Raw genomic sequence first — 18,557 nt, forward strand, 5'->3', positions numbered from 1 at the left:
GCCCTTTCCCTGCCTGTCTGTTCCCTAGGGCTTCTACGACCTGCTGCGCGCCGACGTCACCCGGTACACGTCGTACACGCCCTCCACGCCCCGCACGGCCTTCAGGACATGGCCGAGGTGCTTCGGGTCGCCCATCTCGAAGGTGAAGCGTGAGGTGGCGACGCGGTCGCGGGAGGTCTGGACGGCCGCGGACAGGATGTTGACGTGCTGGTCGGACAGGACACGGGTGACGTCCGACAGGAGCCGGGAGCGGTCCAGTGCCTCGACCTGGATGGCGACCAGGAAGACCGAGGACTGGGTGGGCGCCCACTCGACCTCGAGAATGCGCTCGGGCTCGCGGGACAGTGAGTCCACGTTCACGCAGTCGTTGCGGTGAACCGATACGCCACTACCGCGCGTGACGAAACCGATGATGGGGTCACCGGGGACCGGCGTACAACAGCGGGCCAGCTTGACCCACACGTCGTCGACGCCCTTGACGACGACGCCCGGGTCGGCGTTGGAGCGGCGCTTGCGGCTGCGGCTCCTGGTCGGCGGGACCGACTCGTCGATCTCCTCGGTGGCCGCCTCCTCGCCGCCGAGCGCGGAGACGAGCTTCTGCACGACGTTCTGCGCGGAGACGTGGCCCTCGCCGATCGCCGCGTACAACGCGGAGATGTCCGGGTAACGCATCTCGTGCGCGAGCGTCACCAGCGAGTCGCCGGTGAGGATGCGCTGGATCGGCAGGTTCTGCTTGCGCATCGCACGGACGATGGCGTCCTTGCCCTGCTCGATCGCCTCGTCGCGGCGCTCCTTGGAGAACCAGGCCCGGATCTTGTTGCGGGCGCGCGGCGACTTCACGAAGCCCAGCCAGTCGCGGGAGGGACCCGCGCCGGCCGCCTTGGAGGTGAAGACCTCCACCAAGTCGCCGTTGTCCAGGGTGGATTCGAGCGGTACGAGCCTGCCGTTGACCCGTGCTCCTATGGTCCGGTGGCCGACCTCGGTGTGCACCGCGTACGAGAAGTCCACCGGGGTGGCGCCGGCCGGGAGCGCTATCACATCGCCCTTCGGCGTGAAGACGAAGACCTCGTTGCGCGACAGGTCGAAGCGCAGGGACTCCAGGAACTCGCCGGGATCCTCCGTCTCCTTCTGCCAGTCGAGGAGCTGGCGCAGCCACGCCATGTCGTTGAGGTGGTCGTCCTTGCCGGTGGTCCTCGGCTGGTCCGAGCGCACCTTGGAGGCGCCGGCGACGGCCTCCTGCTTGTACTTCCAGTGCGCGGCGATGCCGTACTCGGCGCGGCGGTGCATGTCGAAGGTGCGGATCTGCAGCTCGACCGGCTTGCCGTTGGGGCCGATGACCGTCGTGTGCAGCGACTGGTACATGTTGAACTTGGGCATCGCGATGTAGTCCTTGAACCGGCCGGGGACCGGGTTCCATCGCGCGTGCACGGTGCCGAGGGCGGCGTAGCAGTCGCGGACCGTGTCGACGAGGACACGGATGCCCACCAGGTCGTAGATCTCCGCGAAGTCGCGTCCGCGGACGATCATCTTCTGGTAGACGCTGTAGTAGTGCTTCGGGCGGCCGGTGACGGTCGCCTTGATCCGTGCGGCCCGCAGGTCCTGCTGCACCTCGTCGGTCACTATGGCCAGGTACTCGTCACGCTTCGGTGCCCGCTCGGCCACCAGCCGTACGATCTCGTCGTACATCTTGGGATAGAGGATCGCGAAGGCGAGGTCCTCCAGCTCCCACTTGATGGTGTTCATACCGAGGCGGTGGGCGAGCGGCGCGTAGATCTCCAGCGTCTCGCGCGCCTTCTTCTCCTGCTTCTCGCGCTTGAGGTAGCGCATGGTGCGCATGTTGTGCAGGCGGTCGGCGAGCTTGATGACCAGGACGCGCGGGTCCTTGGCCATGGCCACGACCATCTTGCGCACGGTCTCGGCCTGCGCCGCCTCGCCGAACTTGACCTTGTCCAGCTTGGTGACGCCGTCGACGAGCAGCGCGACCGAGTCGCCGAAGTCGCGGCGCAACTGGTCGAGGCCGTACTCGGTGTCCTCGACGGTGTCGTGCAGCAGACCGGCCATGAGGGTGGCCGGATCCATGCCCAGCTCGGCGAGGATCGTGGTCACGGCCAGCGGGTGGGTGATGTACGGGTCGCCGCTCTTGCGCTTCTGGCCGCGGTGCCAGCGCTCGGCGACCTGGTAGGCCTTCTCTATCTGCCGCAGCGTGGCGGTCTCGATCTTCGGGTCGTTGCTGCGCACAATCCGCAGGAGCGGCTCCAGCACCGGGTTGTACGGGTTGGAGCGCTGGACGCCGAGGCGGGCCAGCCGGGCGCGGACGCGATTGGAGGAGCCGGAGCGGGCGGGCTGGCCGGTGTTCGGGCGGACCACGGGCGGCGTGGCCGGGCTCTCGGGCGGGACCGGTTTGGGGCGCGACTGCTCGGCCGACTTGTCGACGGGCGCGGACTGGGCGTGCTCGACCGGCCCGGCGCTGTCGTTCTTCGCGTGGGGCGTGCTCGGCGCGGGCTTGGCCGCGGCCGCCGAGGCGGACTCGGGCTTGGCGGCGGTCAGGTGCTGGGCCTCGTCTGGCAAGAGGACTCCTCGTGCGCGATCCGGGTCCCCCGGTCAGGCTCCGGAGACCCCATGGTAGCGATGCTGGGCCGCAGGATCGCCTTCAGGCCGATGTGACCGGGGTCCACCCCGGTCACACGGACCGCTGCCGCCGGTTCCCTGTCCGCACATCGGAGCCCAGGGAACCCTTTTCTCAAAAGTCACCAATTGGACCAGAGTGGATAATTCAAGGCCATTAATGCCGTTGACTCGAACATCAGGGGCCGCATAAGATCCACTTCGACCTGGAAGCGGAAGAAATTGACCTGTTCCGCTTCTAAAGAAAAAGAAACGGGATGAGAATGAAACTCGCAAAGACAGTGGCGGCTGCGGCTCTGACAGTGGGCCTGAGTGCGGCTTTCGCGCTTCCCGCCCAGGCGGCGACCGCGGCCCCCATGTCGACGCACCGAGGCAGCTCGGGGTGCTTCAACTGGTCCTGGGCCGACGGGACCAGCACGACCACCATCTACTACCACAACACGTGCAGCACGACGAAGCACCTGTGTGTCTGGTGGAAGGACGGCCAGGAGAACAACCTGCACCGCATCACCGCCTCGGGTGATGAGAAGGGTCACCGCAAGGAGCCCGGCACCATCATAACCAACGACATCGAGGACTGCTGATTTCGCCATCAGCCGGATTGCATAAATAGCGCGGAAAGAAAATGAAGCAGTCCCGGGTGCGCATTGAAGTCGCACTCGGGACTGCGTCATTTCCGAAACTCTGCTCAGATGGTGAGTACGGCCTCCAAGGGGGCGCCCCTGAGAGCCGGTTCCAGGCGAGCCCGTCCGCCCAGGAATCCCAGCTCCATAAGGACGGCGAGACCCGCGACCTCGGCGCCCGCCCGGCGAATGAGCTGGAGGGAGGCCTCGGCGGTGCCGCCGGTGGCGAGGACATCGTCGACGACCATGACGCGGTCGCCCGCGGTCAGGTCCTCGGCGTGCACCTCGATCTCCGCCGAGCCGTACTCCAGCTCGTAGGCCTGGCCGAGGGTGGCTCCGGGAAGCTTGCCCGCCTTGCGTACGGGGATGAAGCCGAGGCCGGCCCGGACGGCGACCGGAGCGCCGAGGATGAAACCGCGGGCCTCAAGGCCGACGACCTTCGTGGCACCGGTGTCCGCGGCGATCTCGGCCAGCGCGTCCGTCAGCGCCGTGAAGGCCGCCGGGTCCGCCAGGAGCGGGGTGATGTCCTTGAACATCACGCCCGGCTCCGGGTAGTCGGCCACATCCCGGATGCGGCTGAGCAGCAGCTCCTTGATGTCCGTCATCGGCGCTTCCCGGACGGACGGCCCCGGCCGCGGTTGCGGGACGCGGGCTGGTTGCGCGGACCGACGACCGCGTGCGCCGCGTCCTCGGGCTCGTCGTCGTGCCTCGCGTCCACGGTCTCGGGCTCCAGCGGCTCGCCCTTCGCCGCGGCCTGGGCCCGCTTGGCGAGGACGCGCTTCTTCAGGGCCTTCATCTGCGGCTCGGCCTCCTTCAGGTCGGCGACGAGCGGCGTGGCGATGAAGATCGAGGAATAGGCACCGGCCGCGAGGCCGACGAACAGCGACAGCGAGATGTCGTTGAGCGTGCCCGCGCCGAGGAAGCCGCCACCGATGAACAGCAGGCCCGCGACCGGCAGCAGCGCGACCACCGTGGTGTTGATCGAACGGACCAGGGTGCCGTTGATCGAGTGGTTGGCGATGTCGCTGTAGGTGAAGCGGGTCTGCTTGGTGATGTCCTTGGTCTGCTCCTTGAGACTGTCGAAGACGACGACCGTGTCGTAGAGCGAGTAACCGAGGATCGTCAGCAGACCGATGACCGTGCCGGGTGTGACCTCGAAGCCGACGAGGGCGTAGATACCTGTCGTGATGGTGATGTCGTGGATCAGCGCGACCAGGGCCGCGAGCGCCATTCGCCACTCGAAGGCGATCGCCAGGTAGATCACCACGAGGACCATGAAGATGCCGAGGCCCTCCCAGGCCTTGTTGGCGATCTGGTCACCCCAGCTCGGGCCGACCAGGTCGGCGGCGATGGACTCGGGAGACACGTTCATGTCCTTGGCCAGCTCGGCCTTGGTCGCGCCCGATTTCGTGGTGTCCATGCCGGCGATCTGGATGCGCAGGGAGCCGTTGCCGAGCTTCTGCACGACCGCGTCGTGGCCGGCGGCCCGCGACGCGTAGGTCTCCGCCTGGGCCACCGAGACGCTGGTCTTCCCGGTGGTGAAGACGGCGCCGCCCTGGAAGTCGATGCCCATGTTCAGGCCGCGCACCGCCAGGCCGAGGATGGCCGTGATGGTGATCAGGATGGAGACGCCGTACCAGATCTTGCGCTTGCCGACGAAGTCGTAGCTGATCTCGCCGCGGTGGAGTCGGGCACCGAGGTTGCCGAGTTTCGACATCGCTCACGCTCCCTTCGAGTCGACAGGACCGGCGACGGGGCCGGCGGGACGGCGGGTGCGGCGCAGCGGGGGCTTGGCGCCCAGGCCCTTCGGGTCGAGCCCCGACCACTTGTGGCCGCCCGCGAAGAACCTGCGACGCGCGAGGATCGTCATCAGCGGCTTGGTGAACAAGAAGACGACGACCACGTCGAGCACGGTGGTCAGACCGAGCGTGAACGCGAAGCCCTGGACCTTGCCGACGGTCACGATGAACAGCACCGCGGCGGCGAGGAACGACACGAAGTCGGAGACGAGGATGGTGCGCCGGGCGCGCGGCCAGGCCCGCTCGACGGCGGGGCGCAGCGAGCGGCCCTCGCGGATCTCGTCCCGGATGCGTTCGAAGAACACGATGAACGAGTCCGCCGTGATGCCGATCGCGACGATCGCACCGCAGATGGCCGGCAGATTCAGCGCGAAGTGGATCGCGGGGCCGAGCAGCGACATGATCACGTAGGTGAGGATCGCGGACACCAGCAGCGAGGGGATCGCGACGATCGACAGACCACGGTAGAAGGCCAGCAGGTAGATGACGACCAGGGCGAGGCCGATCGCGCCCGCGATCAGACCGGCGTGCAGCTGCTCGCCGCCGAGGGCGGCGGTCACGGTGGTCATGGTGGCCACCTTGAAGGAGAGCGGGAGCGCGCCGTAGGACAGCATGTTGGCGAGGCTCTGGGCCTCCTGCTGGGTGAAGCTGCCGGAGATCTCCGCGTTGCCGCCGGTCAGCGCCTGCTTGACGTACGGGTCGGAGACCACGTTGCCGTCGAGGACGATCGCGAACTGGTTCTGCGGGGTCTGGTTCTGGGCCAGCTTGCCGGTGATGTCAGCGAACTTCTTGGCGCCCTTGGACGTGAAGTCCATGGTGACGGTCCAGCCGGAGGCGGTCTGCGTGTTGAAGACGGCCTGGGCCTTGCTGACGTCCGTGCCGTCGACGGCGGCGGGGCCGAGGACGTACTTCTGCCACTGGTGCTGCGCGTTCTGGCCGCAGGCGACGGTGGTGTCGGTGGGCTTGGCGCCCTGGCCGGCGGTGGTCCGGACAGCCTGCTTGGTGCAGTCGAGGGCGGCGTACTGCGCCTTCAGCTTGGCGGCTGCGTCACTGGCGGCGGAGCTGCCGCTCGCCGACGGGGAGGGGCTGGGTGACGCCTTCGCGCTGGAGGAGGCGGTGGCGCTCGGCGTCGAGCCGGCCTTCAGCGCGTCGGTGACGGCGCGCCCCTGCGAAGTGGCGGTGGCCGAGGGGCTCGCGGAGGAGGACGAGGTCGCCTTCGGCTTGTCCGTCGCCTTGCCCGAGGGGCTGCTTGAGGCGCTCGATGACGGGCTGGTCGTGGCGGCGGCTCCGGAGGCCTCGGTGGCGAGCACCGGGCGGAAGAACAGCTTGGCGGTGGTGCCGACCTGCTGACGCGCTTCCTCGGAGTTCGTGCCCCTGGGGATGTTGACGATGATGTTGCTGGTGCCCTGGGTCTGAACCTCCGTTTCGGACACGCCCAGACCGTTGACACGGCGGTTCATGATGGCGACCGCGGTGTCCATGTTGGTCTTGTTGATCGCGTTGGGCTGGCCCGGCTCGTTCTGCGCCTGAAGCGTGATGCTCGTACCACCGGCCAGGTCGATACCAAGACGCGGAGTGTCGTTTCCGGAGGCGAACATTCCTCCGGCGAGCGCCACGATGGCGATCAGGATGAGGGCCAGCGAGCGCCCTGGCTTGCTCTGGGCGCTCGCGCTTCGGCCCTTCTTAGGTGCTGCCACCTTCTCGTACTCCCTCTCGGGCCGCTCCGCGCCGGATCTTCGGGCGGACGGCCATGACATGGTGTCGGGATCCCGTGCGAGCTGCGCATGATCCGGGGCGCGCGGAAGCGGACCGCACGCCCTGGGGCATGGCTACTTCGCCTCGGAGTCGCCGTCGGTCTTCTTCGGCTCTGCGTCCGACGTGGCCTCGGCGGCCGTCGTGTCGTCGGCCGGCTCCTCGGTCGCGTCCTTCTTGCCGAGGTCGACGGACTTGTCGTCGGAGGCGGCGGCAGCTTCGTCGGCGGAGTCGTCGGACTCGGTGAGGGAGGAGGCGTCGTCCGGGACCACGTCGGTGTCGGACTTCAGGTCGTGCTCGATGCCGTGCACGATGCGGTTGTACTCGTCATCGCTGAGCACGGAACCGATGGCGTTCTTCCCGAAGAGGAGCTCGACTCCCGGGCCGGCGTCGAGGAGGACCGTGTCGTCGTTGACCTCCTTGACCGTCGCGTACATGCCCCCGATCGTGCGGACGCCGCTGCCGGGCTGCAGCTCGTTGCGCATCGCGGCGGCCTGCTGCTGCTTGCGCTTGGCCGAGCGGGTCATGAGGAACATGGCCCCGATAAGCACGATGAAGGGGAGGAGCATGGTGATATTCACGGGACGGTATTTCCTTCGCACGACCGCGATGGAAGCGGCCTCATGGATGGGGGTGTGTATACCGCCGACAAAGGCGGCATCGGCGGAGTCTAAGCGAGTCCACGCGCAGGGAACAACGCTCAGCATGGCACCTGGGTTCCTGACCGGGCCAATGTCCTCGCCGTCACGAACCCATCACGTCCCGAACAGGTCCTGTTGTCCGTTTCCCGCAGTTGCCGACCGGGGCGGCGTGAGTCCGAGATGCGCCCACGCCGCGGGGGTGGCGACCCGTCCGCGCGGAGTGCGGGCGAGCAGGCCCTCCCGGACGAGGAACGGTTCGGCGACCTCCTCGACGGTCTCGCGCTCCTCCCCCACCGCGACCGCGAGTGTCGACAGGCCGACGGGACCGCCGCCGAACAGCTTGAGCAGGGCCTCCAGAACTCCGCGGTCCAGGCGGTCGAGGCCGCGGGCGTCGACCTCGTAGACCTTCAGCGCGGCCGCGGCGATGTCGCGGGTGATGAATCCGTCGGCCTTGACCTGGGCGTAGTCGCGCACGCGGCGCAGCAGGCGGTTGGCGATACGGGGCGTGCCGCGGGAGCGGCCGGCGATCTCGGCGGCGCCGTCGGCCTGGATCTCGACGTCGAGCAGGTTCGCGGAGCGGTGGATGACGCGCTCCAGCTCGGCGGGCTCGTAGAACTCCATGTGCGCGGTGAAGCCGAAGCGGTCGCGCAGCGGGGGCGGCAGCAGGCCCGCGCGCGTGGTGGCGCCGACCAGGGTGAACGGGGGCAGTTCGAGCGGGATGGCGGTGGCGCCGGGGCCCTTGCCGACGATGACGTCGACGCGGAAGTCCTCCATCGCCATGTACAGCATCTCCTCGGCGGGCCGCGACATGCGGTGGATCTCGTCGAGGAAGAGGACCTCGCCCTCCTGGAGGGAGGAGAGGATCGCGGCGAGGTCGCCGGCGTGCTGGATGGCGGGTCCGCTGGTGATGCGGATCGGGGCGCCCATCTCGGCCGCGATGATCATCGAGAGGGTGGTCTTGCCCAGGCCCGGGGCGCCGGAGAGCAGCACGTGGTCGGCGGTGGCGCCACGCGCGCGTGCGGCGCGCAGCACGAGGTCGAGCTGCTCGCGGACCTTCTCCTGTCCGATGAACTCGTCCAGGTCCTTGGGGCGCAGGGCGGCCTCGACGGCCTGGTCCTCGCCGTCGGCAGCAGAGTCCACCAGCCGATCCGCGGCGGGGCCGACAAGCCGCTCGGCGGCGGGTGTGTCGGTCGGGTCGTCCCAGTTCACTGAGATCTCCTAGCTGGGCTCGTGCAGGTGGGTCAGCGGGCGCGGTTGAGGGTCTGCAGGGCCGCTTTGAGCAGCTGACCGACCTGGGGCGTGCCCTCGGTCGCCTCGGCCTGCGGTGCCACGGCGGACACGGCCTCGTCGGCCTCGCGGGTGGCGTACCCGAGGCCGATCAGGGCGGCGTGCAGCTGGTCGCGCCAGCCGGAGGTGACCGCCGTACCGACGGCCGGGGCGCCGATCGGTTCGCCGAGCCGGTCCCTGAGCTCCAGCAGCAGCTTCTGGGCGCCCTTCTTGCCGATGCCGGGGACGGCGATGAGGGCCTTCTCGTCGCTGGTGGAGACGGCTCGGCGCAGCGCGTCCGGGGAGTGCACCGCCAGCATCGCCTGGGCCAGGCGGGGGCCGACTCCGCTCGCCGTCTGCAGCAGCTCGAACACCTGGCGTTCGTCGTCGTCCACGAAGCCGTACAGCGTGAGCGAGTCCTCGCGGACGACCAGGGAGGTGGCGAGCTTGGCCGGCTTGCCGATGCGGAGGGTGGAGAGCGTGTTGGGGGTGCACTGCACGGCCATGCCGACACCGCCGACCTCGACGACGGCGGCGTCCGGGGCGAGGGCGGCGACCGTGCCGCTCACGAAGGCGATCATGCCGTACGGCCTTTCGACGGGGTCGGTGCTTTGGCTGCGTGCAGGGCGACGGCCTGCTGGAGTCGGTTCTGGGCGGGGGCGCGCCAGATGTGGCAGATGGCGAGCGCGAGGGCGTCCGCGGCGTCAGCCGGCTTGGGGGGCGCGTCGAGCCGGAGCAGTCGGGTGACCATGGCGCCGACCTGTGCCTTGTCGGCGCGGCCGCTGCCGGTGACCGAGGCCTTGACCTCGCTGGGGGTGTGCAGGGCGACGGGGATGCCGCGGCGGGCAGCGCACAGCATGGCGACGGCGCTGGCCTGGGCGGTGCCCATCACGGTCCGTACGTTGTGCTGGCTGAACACCCGCTCCACGGCGACGACTTCGGGCCGGTACTCGTCCAGCCACTGCTCGATGCCCTGCTCGACGGCGACGAGGCGGTGGCCCAAGTCGGCGTCCGCGGGCGTCCGTACGACGCCGACGCCCACCATGGTGAGCGGCCGGCCCGCGACCCCCTCGACGACGCCCACGCCGCACCGCGTCAATCCGGGGTCCACCCCCAGTACGCGCACGTGCCCCTCCCCTCGGTGATCTTTGACTTCACGCCAGGCTATCCGCTGCCACCGACAACAGCGGCGGGCCGGTGGGACGTGTCCCACCGGCCCGCCGAAACCGCCGCGTTCGAGGCCGTGTTAGGCGTCGACCTTCTCCATGACCTCGTCGCTGACATCGAAGTTGGCGAAGACGTTCTGCACGTCGTCGCTGTCCTCGAGCGCGTCGATCAGCCTGAAGATCTTCCTGGCGCCCTCCTCGTCCAGTTCGACCTGCATGGTCGGGACGAAGTTGGCCTCGGCGGAGTCGTAGTCGATCCCGGAGTCCTGGAGGGCGGTGCGGACGGCGACCATGTCGGTGGCCTCGCTGAGCACCTCGAAGGACTCGCCGAGGTCGTTGACCTCCTCGGCGCCGGCGTCCAGGACGGCCCCGAGGACGTCGTCCTCGCTCAGCTCGCCCTTGGGGACGATGACGACGCCCTTGCGGTTGAAGAGGTACGACACCGAGCCGGGGTCGGCCATGTTGCCGCCGTTGCGGGTCATGGCGACGCGCACGTCCGAGGCGGCGCGGTTGCGGTTGTCGGTGAGGCACTCGATGAGCACCGCGACGCCGTTCGGTCCGTAACCCTCGTACATGATCGTCTCGTAGTCGGCGCCGCCGGCCTCGAGGCCGCCGCCGCGCTTGACCGCGGAGTCGATGTTCTTGTTCGGGACCGACTGCTTCTTCGCCTTCTGGATGGCGTCGTAGAGAGTGGGGTTGCCCTCGATGTCGACGCCGCCCATCCGGGCAGCCACCTCGATGTTCTTGATCAGCTTCGCGAAGAGCTTGCCGCGCTTGGCGTCGATCACGGCCTTCTTGTGCTTCGTCGTAGCCCATTTAGAGTGGCCGGACATCTGCCTGTCTCCTTCGCGTAACCCATCTCTGCAACCAACGCCTGAGATCCTACAAGGATTACGGCATCCGGTTCGCGCGCACGATGTCGACAAAGAGGGAGTGCACGCGGTGGTCGCCGGTCAGTTCCGGGTGGAAGGACGTGGCGAGCGCGTTGCCCTGACGGACCGCGACGATGTGGCCCTCGTGCTCGGCGAGCACCTCGGTCTCGGCGCCGACGGACTCGACCCAGGGGGCGCGGATGAAGACGCCCTCCACGGGATCGCCCGCGACGCCCCGGACGTGGACCGCCGCTTCGAAGGACTCGTTCTGGCGGCCGAAGGCGTTGCGGCGCACGATCATGTCGATGCCGCCGATGGTCTCCTGGCCCGAGCGCGGGTCGAGGATCTTGTCGGCGAGCATGATCATGCCCGCGCAGGTGCCGTAGACGGGCATGCCGTCACGCACGCGCGCGCGTAGGGGCTCCATGACGCCGAAGAGGACGGCCAGCTTGGAGATGGTCGTGGACTCGCCGCCGGGGATGACGAGGCCGTCCACCTCGGCGAGTTCCTCGGGGCGCCGCACCGGCCTGGCCACGGCATCGGCCGCGGCCAGGGCGACGAGGTGCTCCCGGACGTCGCCCTGAAGGGCCAGGACGCCTATGACAGGAGTGCTCATGGGTGATTACCAGCCGCGGTTGGCGTAGCGCTCGGCCTCGGGGAGGGTGTCGCAGTTGATGCCGACCATGGCCTCGCCCAGGTTGCGGGACGCGTCCGCGATGATCTTGGGGTCGTCGTAGAACGTGGTCGCCTTCACGATGGCGGCGGCACGCTTGGCCGGGTCGCCCGACTTGAAGATGCCGGAGCCGACGAAGACGCCCTCGGCGCCGAGCTGGCGCATGAGCGCGGCGTCGGCGGGGGTGGCGACGCCACCGGCGGAGAACAGGACCACCGGGAGCTTGCCGAGCTCGGAGACTTCCTTGACCAGCTCGTACGGGGCGCGCAGGTCCTTGGCGGCGGCGTACAGCTCGTTGTTGTCGTAGCCGCGCAGGCGGGCGATCTCGTTCTTGATCTGGCGCAGGTGGCGGACGGCCTCGACGACGTTGCCGGTGCCGGCCTCGCCCTTGGAGCGGATCATGGCCGCGCCCTCGGCGATACGGCGCAGGGCCTCGCCCAGGTTGGTGGCACCGCAGACGAAGGGGGTGGTGAACGCCCACTTGTCGGAGTGGTTGACCTCGTCGGCCGGGGTGAGGACCTCGGACTCGTCGATGTAGTCGACGCCGAGGGACTGCAGGACCTGGGCCTCGACGAAGTGGCCGATGCGGGACTTGGCCATGACCGGGATCGAGACGGCCTCGATGATGCCCTCGATCATGTCCGGGTCGGACATACGGGCCACGCCGCCGTCCTTGCGGATGTCGGCCGGGACCCGCTCCAGGGCCATGACGGCGACGGCGCCCGCGTCCTCGGCGATCTTCGCCTGCTCCGGCGTGACGACGTCCATGATCACGCCACCCTTGAGCTGCTCGGCCATGCCGCGCTTCACGCGCGCGGTGCCGGTCTCGGGGGCCTGGTTTTCGGAGAGCGTGCTGGACACGGGTTGACCTCACTCGGTGAAAGAGGGTTTCTGCAGACACCGAGGAAACGCGAATGGGCCAGTCCACAGCAAGGGCCAATGGCAAGCCGGTGGATCCTTTTGCGGACCGCGGTGGGGTTATGGCTGCTGGGCGACCCGGTCGGCCAGGGCCGCAGGCGGCTCGTCGTCCATCTCGAAGGCCATCGGGAAGGGAGCGTGTCCGGCCAGCCGGAACCAGCGCACCTTGCGGTGTTCGCGCAGCCTGCGGGCCGCGCCCACGGCGTCGTTGTGGAAGCGTCGGGCCATCGGGACCCGCAGCACCGCCTCGGTCAGTTCGTGGGCGGCCTCGTCCCCGCCGGGTGCCTCGCGCACCACCTCCACCTGCTGCGGCACCGCGAACACGGCCCGCAGTGCCTGGCTCAGCTCGCTCTCGGCGACCTCCCGCTGCTCCTCCTCGGCCTGCCGGGCCGCGTGCGCGGCCTCGTACAGGACGATCGAGGCGGCCGGGTCGAGGACGCCGGAGGTGGCGAGTTCCTGGGCCACGGAGGCCCGGCGCAGCAGCTGCGCGTCGAGCGCGGCACGGGCTGCGTCGATCCGGGCGTGCAGCCGGTCCAGCCGGCCCGCCGTCCAGCTCAGGTAGAGGCCGATCGCGAGCAGGGCGGCGAGGATCCAGATGAGGGTTGCTGTCACGGGCGGTCACGTTACCGGGGTACCGAGGGGCAGTTGTGATCAGCCGTGACGGAAGTCCGGCGGGATTCCGGTCGACCCGCCGGACCCGCCGGGGTCACCGCCGGGAACCGCCGTGGCCCGCCACCGCCCGCCGTGGTCACCGCCGGAACCCGCCGCGTTCACCGCGGGAACTGCCGCGGTCACCGCCGGGGTCAGCCGCCGGGACCTGCCGTCGTCAGTCCCGTGCCAGCCCCAGCCGCGCCCGCAGCCCCGGCCCGCGGTCGTCGTCCGCCGCCGCGACCGCGGCCGCGCCCGCCGTGACCGTCTCGTACACCGACAGGATGTCCGCCCCGACGGTCGACCAGTCGAAGCGCCGTACGTGCGCGCTCCCCCGCTCGCGCAGCTCGGCCCGGCGCTCCGGGTCCCCCAGCAGCCGCAGGGCCGCCTCCGCCAGCGCGCCGGAGTCCTCGTTGGCGAAGAGTGCGCCCGCCGCGCCCTGGTCGAGGACCTGGGCGAAGGCGTCCAGGTCGGCGGCGAGGACGGGTGCGCCGGCGGACATGGCCTCGACGAGGATGATGCCGAAGCTCTCGCCGCCGGTGTTGGGGGCGACGTAGAGGTCGACACTGCGCAGGAAGCGGGCCTTGTCCTCGTCGCTGATCATGCCCAGGAACTCGACGCGGGAGCGGAGTTCGGCGGGCAGGGTCTCGACCGCCTCCTCCTCGTCGCCCCGGCCGGCGACCAGCAGGCGCGTCTGCGGGCGGGCGGCGAGGATCGCCGGGAGCGCCTTCATCAGAACCGGCAGGCCCTTGCGGGGCTCGTCGATGCGGCCGATGAAGCCGATGGTGTCTCCCTGCCACTCGGGCTTGGGCTTGGCCCCGGCGAAGAAGTCGACGTCGACGCCGTTCGGGATGACGACCGCGTCGCCGCCGAGATGTTCGACGAGGGTGCGGCGGGCGTACTCGCTCACCGCGATGCGCGCGCTGATCTTCTCCAGGGCCGCCTGGAGGATCGCGTACGCGGCGATCATCGCCCGCGAGCGGGGGTTCGAGGTGTGGAAGGTGGCGACGATCGGGCCGGATGCCGCCCAGCAGGTCAGCAGGCCCAGCGACGGGGAGGTCGGTTCGTGGATGTGCACGACGTCGAACTCGCCGTCGTGCAGCCAGCGGCGCACGCGGGCGGCGCTCAGGAAGCCGAAGTTCAGCCGGGCCACCGAGCCGTTGTACGGCACCGGGACCGCGCGGCCGGCCGAGACGACGTACGGCGGCAGCGGGGTGTCGTCGTCGGCGGGCGCCAGGACGGAGACCTCGTGGCCCAGCCGGATGAAGTACTCCGCGAGGTCACGGATGTGGAACTGGACGCCGCCGGGCACGTCCCAGGAGTACGGGCACACGATGCCGATCCTCACGGCCGCTCCCCGGTCGCACCGTCGGCTGGTCGCGGTTCGAGGTCCTTGAGCCACAAGCGCTGGAGCATGTGCCAGTCCTCCGGATGGTCGGCGATCCCCGTGGCGAAGGCATCGGCCAGCGCCTGTGTCATGACAGACGTCTTTTCGGCCCGGCTGCCTGTCTCGGGCACCTCGACCGGTGGGTGCACGCGCCCCTGCATGACGGGCGAGTCGTCGTACCAGAGGGTGACCGGCAGGAGCAGTGCGCCGGTCTGCTGGGCGAGGAGGGCGGGGCCGGCCGGCATCCGCGTGGCCTCGCCGAAGAACCGGACCTCGACGCCCGAGGACGACAGGTCGCGCTCGGCGACGAGGCAGACCAGGCCGCCGTCACGCAGTCGCCTGGCCAGGGTGCCGAAGGCGGTGCCGCCGCTGTGCGGCAGTACCTCCATGCCGAGGCCCTCGCGGTAGGCGACGAAGCGGTCGTACAGCGTCTCCGGCTTCAGGCGTTCGGCGACCGTCGTGAACGGCGTCTCCAGCTTCGTGGTGACCCAGGCGCCCGCGAGGTCCCAGTTGGCCATGTGCGGCAGCGCGAGGACGACGCCCCGGTCGGAGGCGATCCCGTCGGTCAGGTGGTGCAGGCCCTTGGGGTCGAAGCCGTTCCTTATGCGGTCCGCGTGCCACGCCGGGAGCCGGAAGGACTCCATCCAGTAGCGCAGGTAGGAGCGCATGCCGGCGCGCGAGAGCTCGGCCAGGCGCTCGGGGCTCGCGTCCGGCAGCACGCGCGCGTAGTTGCTCTCCAGGCGCTGCACGCCCTTGCCGCGCTGCTTCCAGACAAGGTCGGCGATGGTGCGCCCGAGGCGTACGGCGACCGGCTCGGGAAGCTTCTTGACCGTGCCCCAGCCGAGGCCGTACAGGGCGTCGGTGAGCTGATCCCGGGCGCTCACTTCGCCGCCTCACTCCCCTGCGAGGCGTTCTCCGGCGGGGCCGCCCCGGCCTCCGCCTCCGCCTCCGCCGACTCACGACGGACCGTGACGACCCGCTGGATCAGCGTGACGAGGCTGCCCACGGCGACGATCCACAGCGCGACGGGCAGCAGGTACTGGACCCCCGGCACGCCGAACTTGTGCAGTCCGGCGACCCCGGCCGCGACCAGGGAGATGACCAGGCGCTCGGCTCGCTCCACGAGACCGTTGACGGCGACCGGCAGGCCGATCGACTCGCCCCGGGCCTTGGTGTACGACACCACCTGGCCGCTGGCCAGGCAGAAGATCGAGACGGCGCACAGGGCGATGTCGTCTCCGCCGCCCGCGTACCAGAGGGCGAATCCACCGAAGATCGCGCCGTCGGCGACCCGGTCGAGCGTGGAGTCCAGGAAGGCGCCCCAGCGGCTGCTACGGCCCAGCTGGCGCGCCATGTTGCCGTCGACGAGGTCGGAGAACACGAACAGCGTGATCACGACCGTGCCCCAGAAGAACTCGCCCATGGGGTAGAAGACCAGCGCGCCCGCGACCACGCCGGCGGTACCGAGGAGCGTGACCGTGTCGGGGCTCACGCCCCGCCGGATGAGAAACGCGGCGAACGGTGTGAGGACACGCGTGAAAAATGCACGCGCGTACTTGTTCAGCATGGCCTTCCCGACGGTCGGTGTGGCCGCGGCCCCTGCTGGCCACCGGCTGGCCCATCGTAGCCACGCGCGCGCTTGTGCGACGGCCGGGCACCCGGACGTCTGTGCGGAGATCCGGCGGATGGCCCGCAGCCGACGGCAGGCGGCGCGATCGCGTCCTCTGTATGGACGCACCGTGAAGGGAGTGGAAAGCTCGAAGAACCGCGGGCGTCATCGAGCCGCCACCGCACGCGGCCCGGCATGCCCGCGCCCACAGTGACCTCACCGTGCACGGGAGGCAAGGCCATGGGCGACAAGGCAAATGCACACTCCGGAGCCGCCGGCAGGGCAACGGCGGCCGACCACCCCGCGTCCGTACGGAATGTGGTGCTGGTCGGCCACTCCGGATCGGGCAAGACGACATTGGTGGAAGCTCTCGCGCTGACGGCGGGAGCAGTGAACAGGGCGGGCCGTGTGGAGGACGGCGGCACCGTCTCCGACTACGACGAGATCGAGCACCGGCAGCAACGCTCGGTACAGCTCTCCCTGGTGCCGGTCGAATGGGACGGCATCAAGGTCAATCTCCTCGACACCCCCGGATACGCCGACTTCGTCGGGGAACTCAGGGCCGGTCTGCGAGCCGCGGACGCGGCCCTTTTCGTCGTCTCGGCCTCCGACGGCGTGGACGGCTCGACCCGCATGGTGTGGGAGGAGTGCGCGGCCGTCGGCATGCCCCGGGCGATCGTGATCACACACCTGGAGTCCGCCCGGGCGGACTTCGAGGGGATGACGCGGACCTGCGCGGAGGCCTTCGGCGGGGACGACCCGGACGCGGTGATCCCGCTGTACCTGCCGCTGCACGGCCCGCAGGGGCCCGACGGGCACGCGCCCGTGACCGGGCTGGTCGGGCTGCTGTCGCAGAAGCTCTTCGACTACGCGTCCGGGGAGCGCAAGGAGTCCGAACCGGGCGAGGACCAGCTGCCCGAGATGGAGGAGGCACGCAACCGGCTGATCGAGGGGATCATCTCGGAGAGCGAGGACGAGACCCTCATGGACCGCTATCTGGGCGGCGAGCAGATCGACTTCAGGACGCTCGTGGAGGACCTGGAGCGGGCCGTGGCGCGCGGGGTCTTCTTCCCGGTGCTGGCCGCCGCCCCCGCGGCCGAGGGCGCCCGGCAGGGGATCGGCACGGTCGAGCTGCTGGAGCTGGTCACCGGCGGGTTCCCGACGCCGTTCGAGCACCCCACGCCGGGGGTCACGACCATCAACGGCAAGCCGCGCGAGATCAAACCCTGTGACACCGAGGGTCCGCTGGTCGCCGAGGTCGTGAAGACCGCCTCCGACCCCTACGTCGGCCGCGTCTCCATGGTCCGCGTCTTCTCCGGCACGCTGCGCCCCGACGAGACGGTGCACGTCTCCGGACACGGCCTGGCGGACCGCGGGCACGAGGACCACGACGTCGACGAGCGCGTCGGTGGGCTGTCCACCCCCTTCGGCAAGCAGCAGCGCGTGGTGACACACGCCATCGCGGGCGATCTGGTGTGCGTGGCGAAACTCGGCCGCGCGGAGACCGGCGACACCCTCTCGGCCAAGGACGACCCGCTGCTCATGGAGCCGTGGGAGATGCCCGACCCGCTCCTGCCGCTCGCCATCGAGGCGCACAGCAAGGCGGACGAGGACAAGCTCTCGCAGGGCCTGTCCCGGCTGGTCGCCGAGGATCCGACCATGCGGCTCGAACAGAACCCGAACACCCACCAGGTGGTGCTGTGGTGCCTGGGCGAGGCGCACGCCGACGTCGCGCTGGAGCGGCTGCGCAGCCGCTACGGCGTCCAGGTCGACGTCGTACCGCACAAGGTCTCCCTGCGGGAGACGTTCGCGGCCAAGTCCGGTGGGCGCGGGCGCCATGTGAAGCAGTCCGGCGGGCACGGGCAGTACGCGATCTGCGAGATCGAGGTGGAGCCGCTGCCGGGCGGTTCGGGCATCGAGTTCGTGGACAAGGTCGTCGGCGGCGCGGTGCCGCGGCAGTTCATCCCGTCCGTCGAGAAGGGGGTAAGGGCCCAGGCGGCCAAGGGAGTTGCCGCGGGCTATCCGCTCATCGACGTCCGCGTGACGCTGCTGGACGGCAAGGCGCACTCCGTGGACTCCTCCGACGCGGCGTTCCAGACGGCCGGCGCGCTGGCACTGCGGGAGGCCGCGGCCGACGTGAAGATCCACCTCCTGGAGCCCGTGGCGGAGGTGACCATTCTGGTCGGCGACGACTACGTGGGCGCCGTCATGAGCGACCTGTCCGGACGGCGCGGCCGGGTGCTCGGCACGGAACAGACCACCGGCAGCCGGACGCTCGTACGGGCCGAGGTGCCCGAGATCGAGATCGGGCGGTACGCGGTGGATCTGCGCTCCGTCTCGCACGGCACCGCGCGCTTCAACCGTGCGTACGCGCGGCACGAGCCGATGCCGCCGCAGGTCGCAGAAAGGATTCGTGAAGAGGTGCGCGCCGCCTCGTAGTTGGGCGCCGGGCGCTCTCAAGTCGCTTTTGTGGAACGCTCCCCTCCGCGTCGGCGGGCGGCTTCGGCCGTCCGCCGACGAATGTCGGCGCCTGCGGATACGCTGATGACCTGATCAACAGGTGTGCGAAGCAAGGAAG

The 18,557-nt window shown here is 69.9% G+C and carries 17 protein-coding genes; 2 read left to right on the top strand and 15 right to left on the bottom strand.

Going from position 1 to position 18,557, the window contains the following annotated elements; translation table 11 throughout:
- Positions 1–33: 33 nt before the first annotated feature.
- Positions 34–2,568 (bottom strand): RelA/SpoT family protein, encoded by a 2,535-nt coding sequence (locus ACYUED_RS07915; protein WP_491291567.1) that lies wholly within the window; start codon positions 2,566–2,568, stop codon positions 34–36.
- Positions 2,569–2,981: 413 nt separating this feature from the next.
- Here ACYUED_RS07915 and ACYUED_RS07920 point away from each other — a divergent pair, with 413 nt between their 5' ends.
- Positions 2,982–3,209 carry a hypothetical protein gene (locus ACYUED_RS07920; protein WP_491291568.1) on the top strand — a complete coding sequence of 76 codons (228 nt, stop codon included), beginning with the start codon at positions 2,982–2,984 and terminating at the stop codon, positions 3,207–3,209.
- A gap of 104 nt (positions 3,210–3,313) precedes the next feature.
- On the opposite strand, the gene ACYUED_RS07925 is transcribed toward ACYUED_RS07920, so the two are convergent.
- From ACYUED_RS07925 to pgsA, 14 genes are all read right to left on the bottom strand, one after another.
- Positions 3,314–3,853 (bottom strand): adenine phosphoribosyltransferase, encoded by a 540-nt coding sequence (locus tag ACYUED_RS07925; protein ID WP_491291569.1) that lies wholly within the window; start codon positions 3,851–3,853, stop codon positions 3,314–3,316.
- Positions 3,850–4,965 carry a protein translocase subunit SecF gene (gene secF / locus ACYUED_RS07930; RefSeq protein WP_491291570.1) on the bottom strand — a complete coding sequence of 372 codons (1,116 nt, stop codon included), beginning with the start codon at positions 4,963–4,965 and terminating at the stop codon, positions 3,850–3,852. The genes ACYUED_RS07925 and secF overlap by 4 nt, the downstream gene beginning before the upstream one ends.
- Before the next feature lie 3 nt (positions 4,966–4,968).
- Positions 4,969–6,744, bottom strand: coding sequence for a protein translocase subunit SecD (gene secD, locus ACYUED_RS07935; RefSeq protein WP_491291571.1), 1,776 nt, complete (start codon positions 6,742–6,744; stop codon positions 4,969–4,971).
- Positions 6,745–6,876: 132 nt separating this feature from the next.
- On the bottom strand, positions 6,877–7,368 hold the full coding sequence (gene yajC / locus ACYUED_RS07940) for a preprotein translocase subunit YajC (RefSeq protein WP_405626728.1): 492 nt from the start codon (positions 7,366–7,368) through the stop codon (positions 6,877–6,879).
- A 186-nt stretch (positions 7,369–7,554) separates the two neighbouring features.
- On the bottom strand, positions 7,555–8,649 hold the full coding sequence (gene ruvB, locus ACYUED_RS07945) for a Holliday junction branch migration DNA helicase RuvB (protein ID WP_491291572.1): 1,095 nt from the start codon (positions 8,647–8,649) through the stop codon (positions 7,555–7,557).
- A gap of 32 nt (positions 8,650–8,681) precedes the next feature.
- On the bottom strand, positions 8,682–9,287 hold the full coding sequence (ruvA, locus tag ACYUED_RS07950; RefSeq protein ID WP_491291573.1) for a Holliday junction branch migration protein RuvA: 606 nt from the start codon (positions 9,285–9,287) through the stop codon (positions 8,682–8,684).
- Complete coding sequence (gene ruvC, locus ACYUED_RS07955) at positions 9,284–9,832, bottom strand: crossover junction endodeoxyribonuclease RuvC (protein ID WP_491291574.1); 549 nt, start codon at positions 9,830–9,832, stop codon at positions 9,284–9,286. Before ruvC ends, ruvA begins: the two co-directional genes overlap by 4 nt.
- A 120-nt stretch (positions 9,833–9,952) precedes the next feature.
- On the bottom strand, positions 9,953–10,705 hold the full coding sequence (locus ACYUED_RS07960) for a YebC/PmpR family DNA-binding transcriptional regulator (protein ID WP_491291575.1): 753 nt from the start codon (positions 10,703–10,705) through the stop codon (positions 9,953–9,955).
- A gap of 58 nt (positions 10,706–10,763) precedes the next feature.
- Complete coding sequence (gene pdxT, locus ACYUED_RS07965) at positions 10,764–11,360, bottom strand: pyridoxal 5'-phosphate synthase glutaminase subunit PdxT (RefSeq protein WP_491291576.1); 597 nt, start codon at positions 11,358–11,360, stop codon at positions 10,764–10,766.
- Positions 11,361–11,366: 6 nt separating this feature from the next.
- Positions 11,367–12,278, bottom strand: coding sequence for a pyridoxal 5'-phosphate synthase lyase subunit PdxS (gene pdxS / locus ACYUED_RS07970; protein ID WP_491291577.1), 912 nt, complete (start codon positions 12,276–12,278; stop codon positions 11,367–11,369).
- Positions 12,279–12,395: 117 nt separating this feature from the next.
- Positions 12,396–12,947 (bottom strand): LemA family protein, encoded by a 552-nt coding sequence (locus ACYUED_RS07975; RefSeq protein ID WP_491291578.1) that lies wholly within the window; start codon positions 12,945–12,947, stop codon positions 12,396–12,398.
- A 214-nt stretch (positions 12,948–13,161) separates the two neighbouring features.
- Positions 13,162–14,331 (bottom strand): glycosyltransferase family 4 protein, encoded by a 1,170-nt coding sequence (locus tag ACYUED_RS07980; RefSeq protein ID WP_491291579.1) that lies wholly within the window; start codon positions 14,329–14,331, stop codon positions 13,162–13,164.
- Positions 14,328–15,254: a phosphatidylinositol mannoside acyltransferase gene (locus ACYUED_RS07985; RefSeq protein WP_491291580.1), complete on the bottom strand. Its 927-nt coding sequence runs from the start codon at positions 15,252–15,254 to the stop codon at positions 14,328–14,330. Before ACYUED_RS07985 ends, ACYUED_RS07980 begins: the two co-directional genes overlap by 4 nt.
- Complete coding sequence (gene pgsA, locus ACYUED_RS07990) at positions 15,251–15,937, bottom strand: phosphatidylinositol phosphate synthase (RefSeq protein ID WP_491291581.1); 687 nt, start codon at positions 15,935–15,937, stop codon at positions 15,251–15,253. The genes ACYUED_RS07985 and pgsA overlap by 4 nt, the downstream gene beginning before the upstream one ends.
- 282 nt (positions 15,938–16,219) lie before the next feature.
- Between pgsA and ACYUED_RS07995 the strand changes: the two genes are divergently transcribed.
- Positions 16,220–18,418, top strand: a complete 2,199-nt coding sequence (locus tag ACYUED_RS07995) for an elongation factor G-like protein EF-G2 (protein ID WP_491291582.1) — start codon at positions 16,220–16,222, stop codon at positions 18,416–18,418.
- The last annotated feature ends 139 nt before the right edge of the window (positions 18,419–18,557 follow it).

Source organism: Streptomyces sp. DF42, from assembly GCF_058267695.1.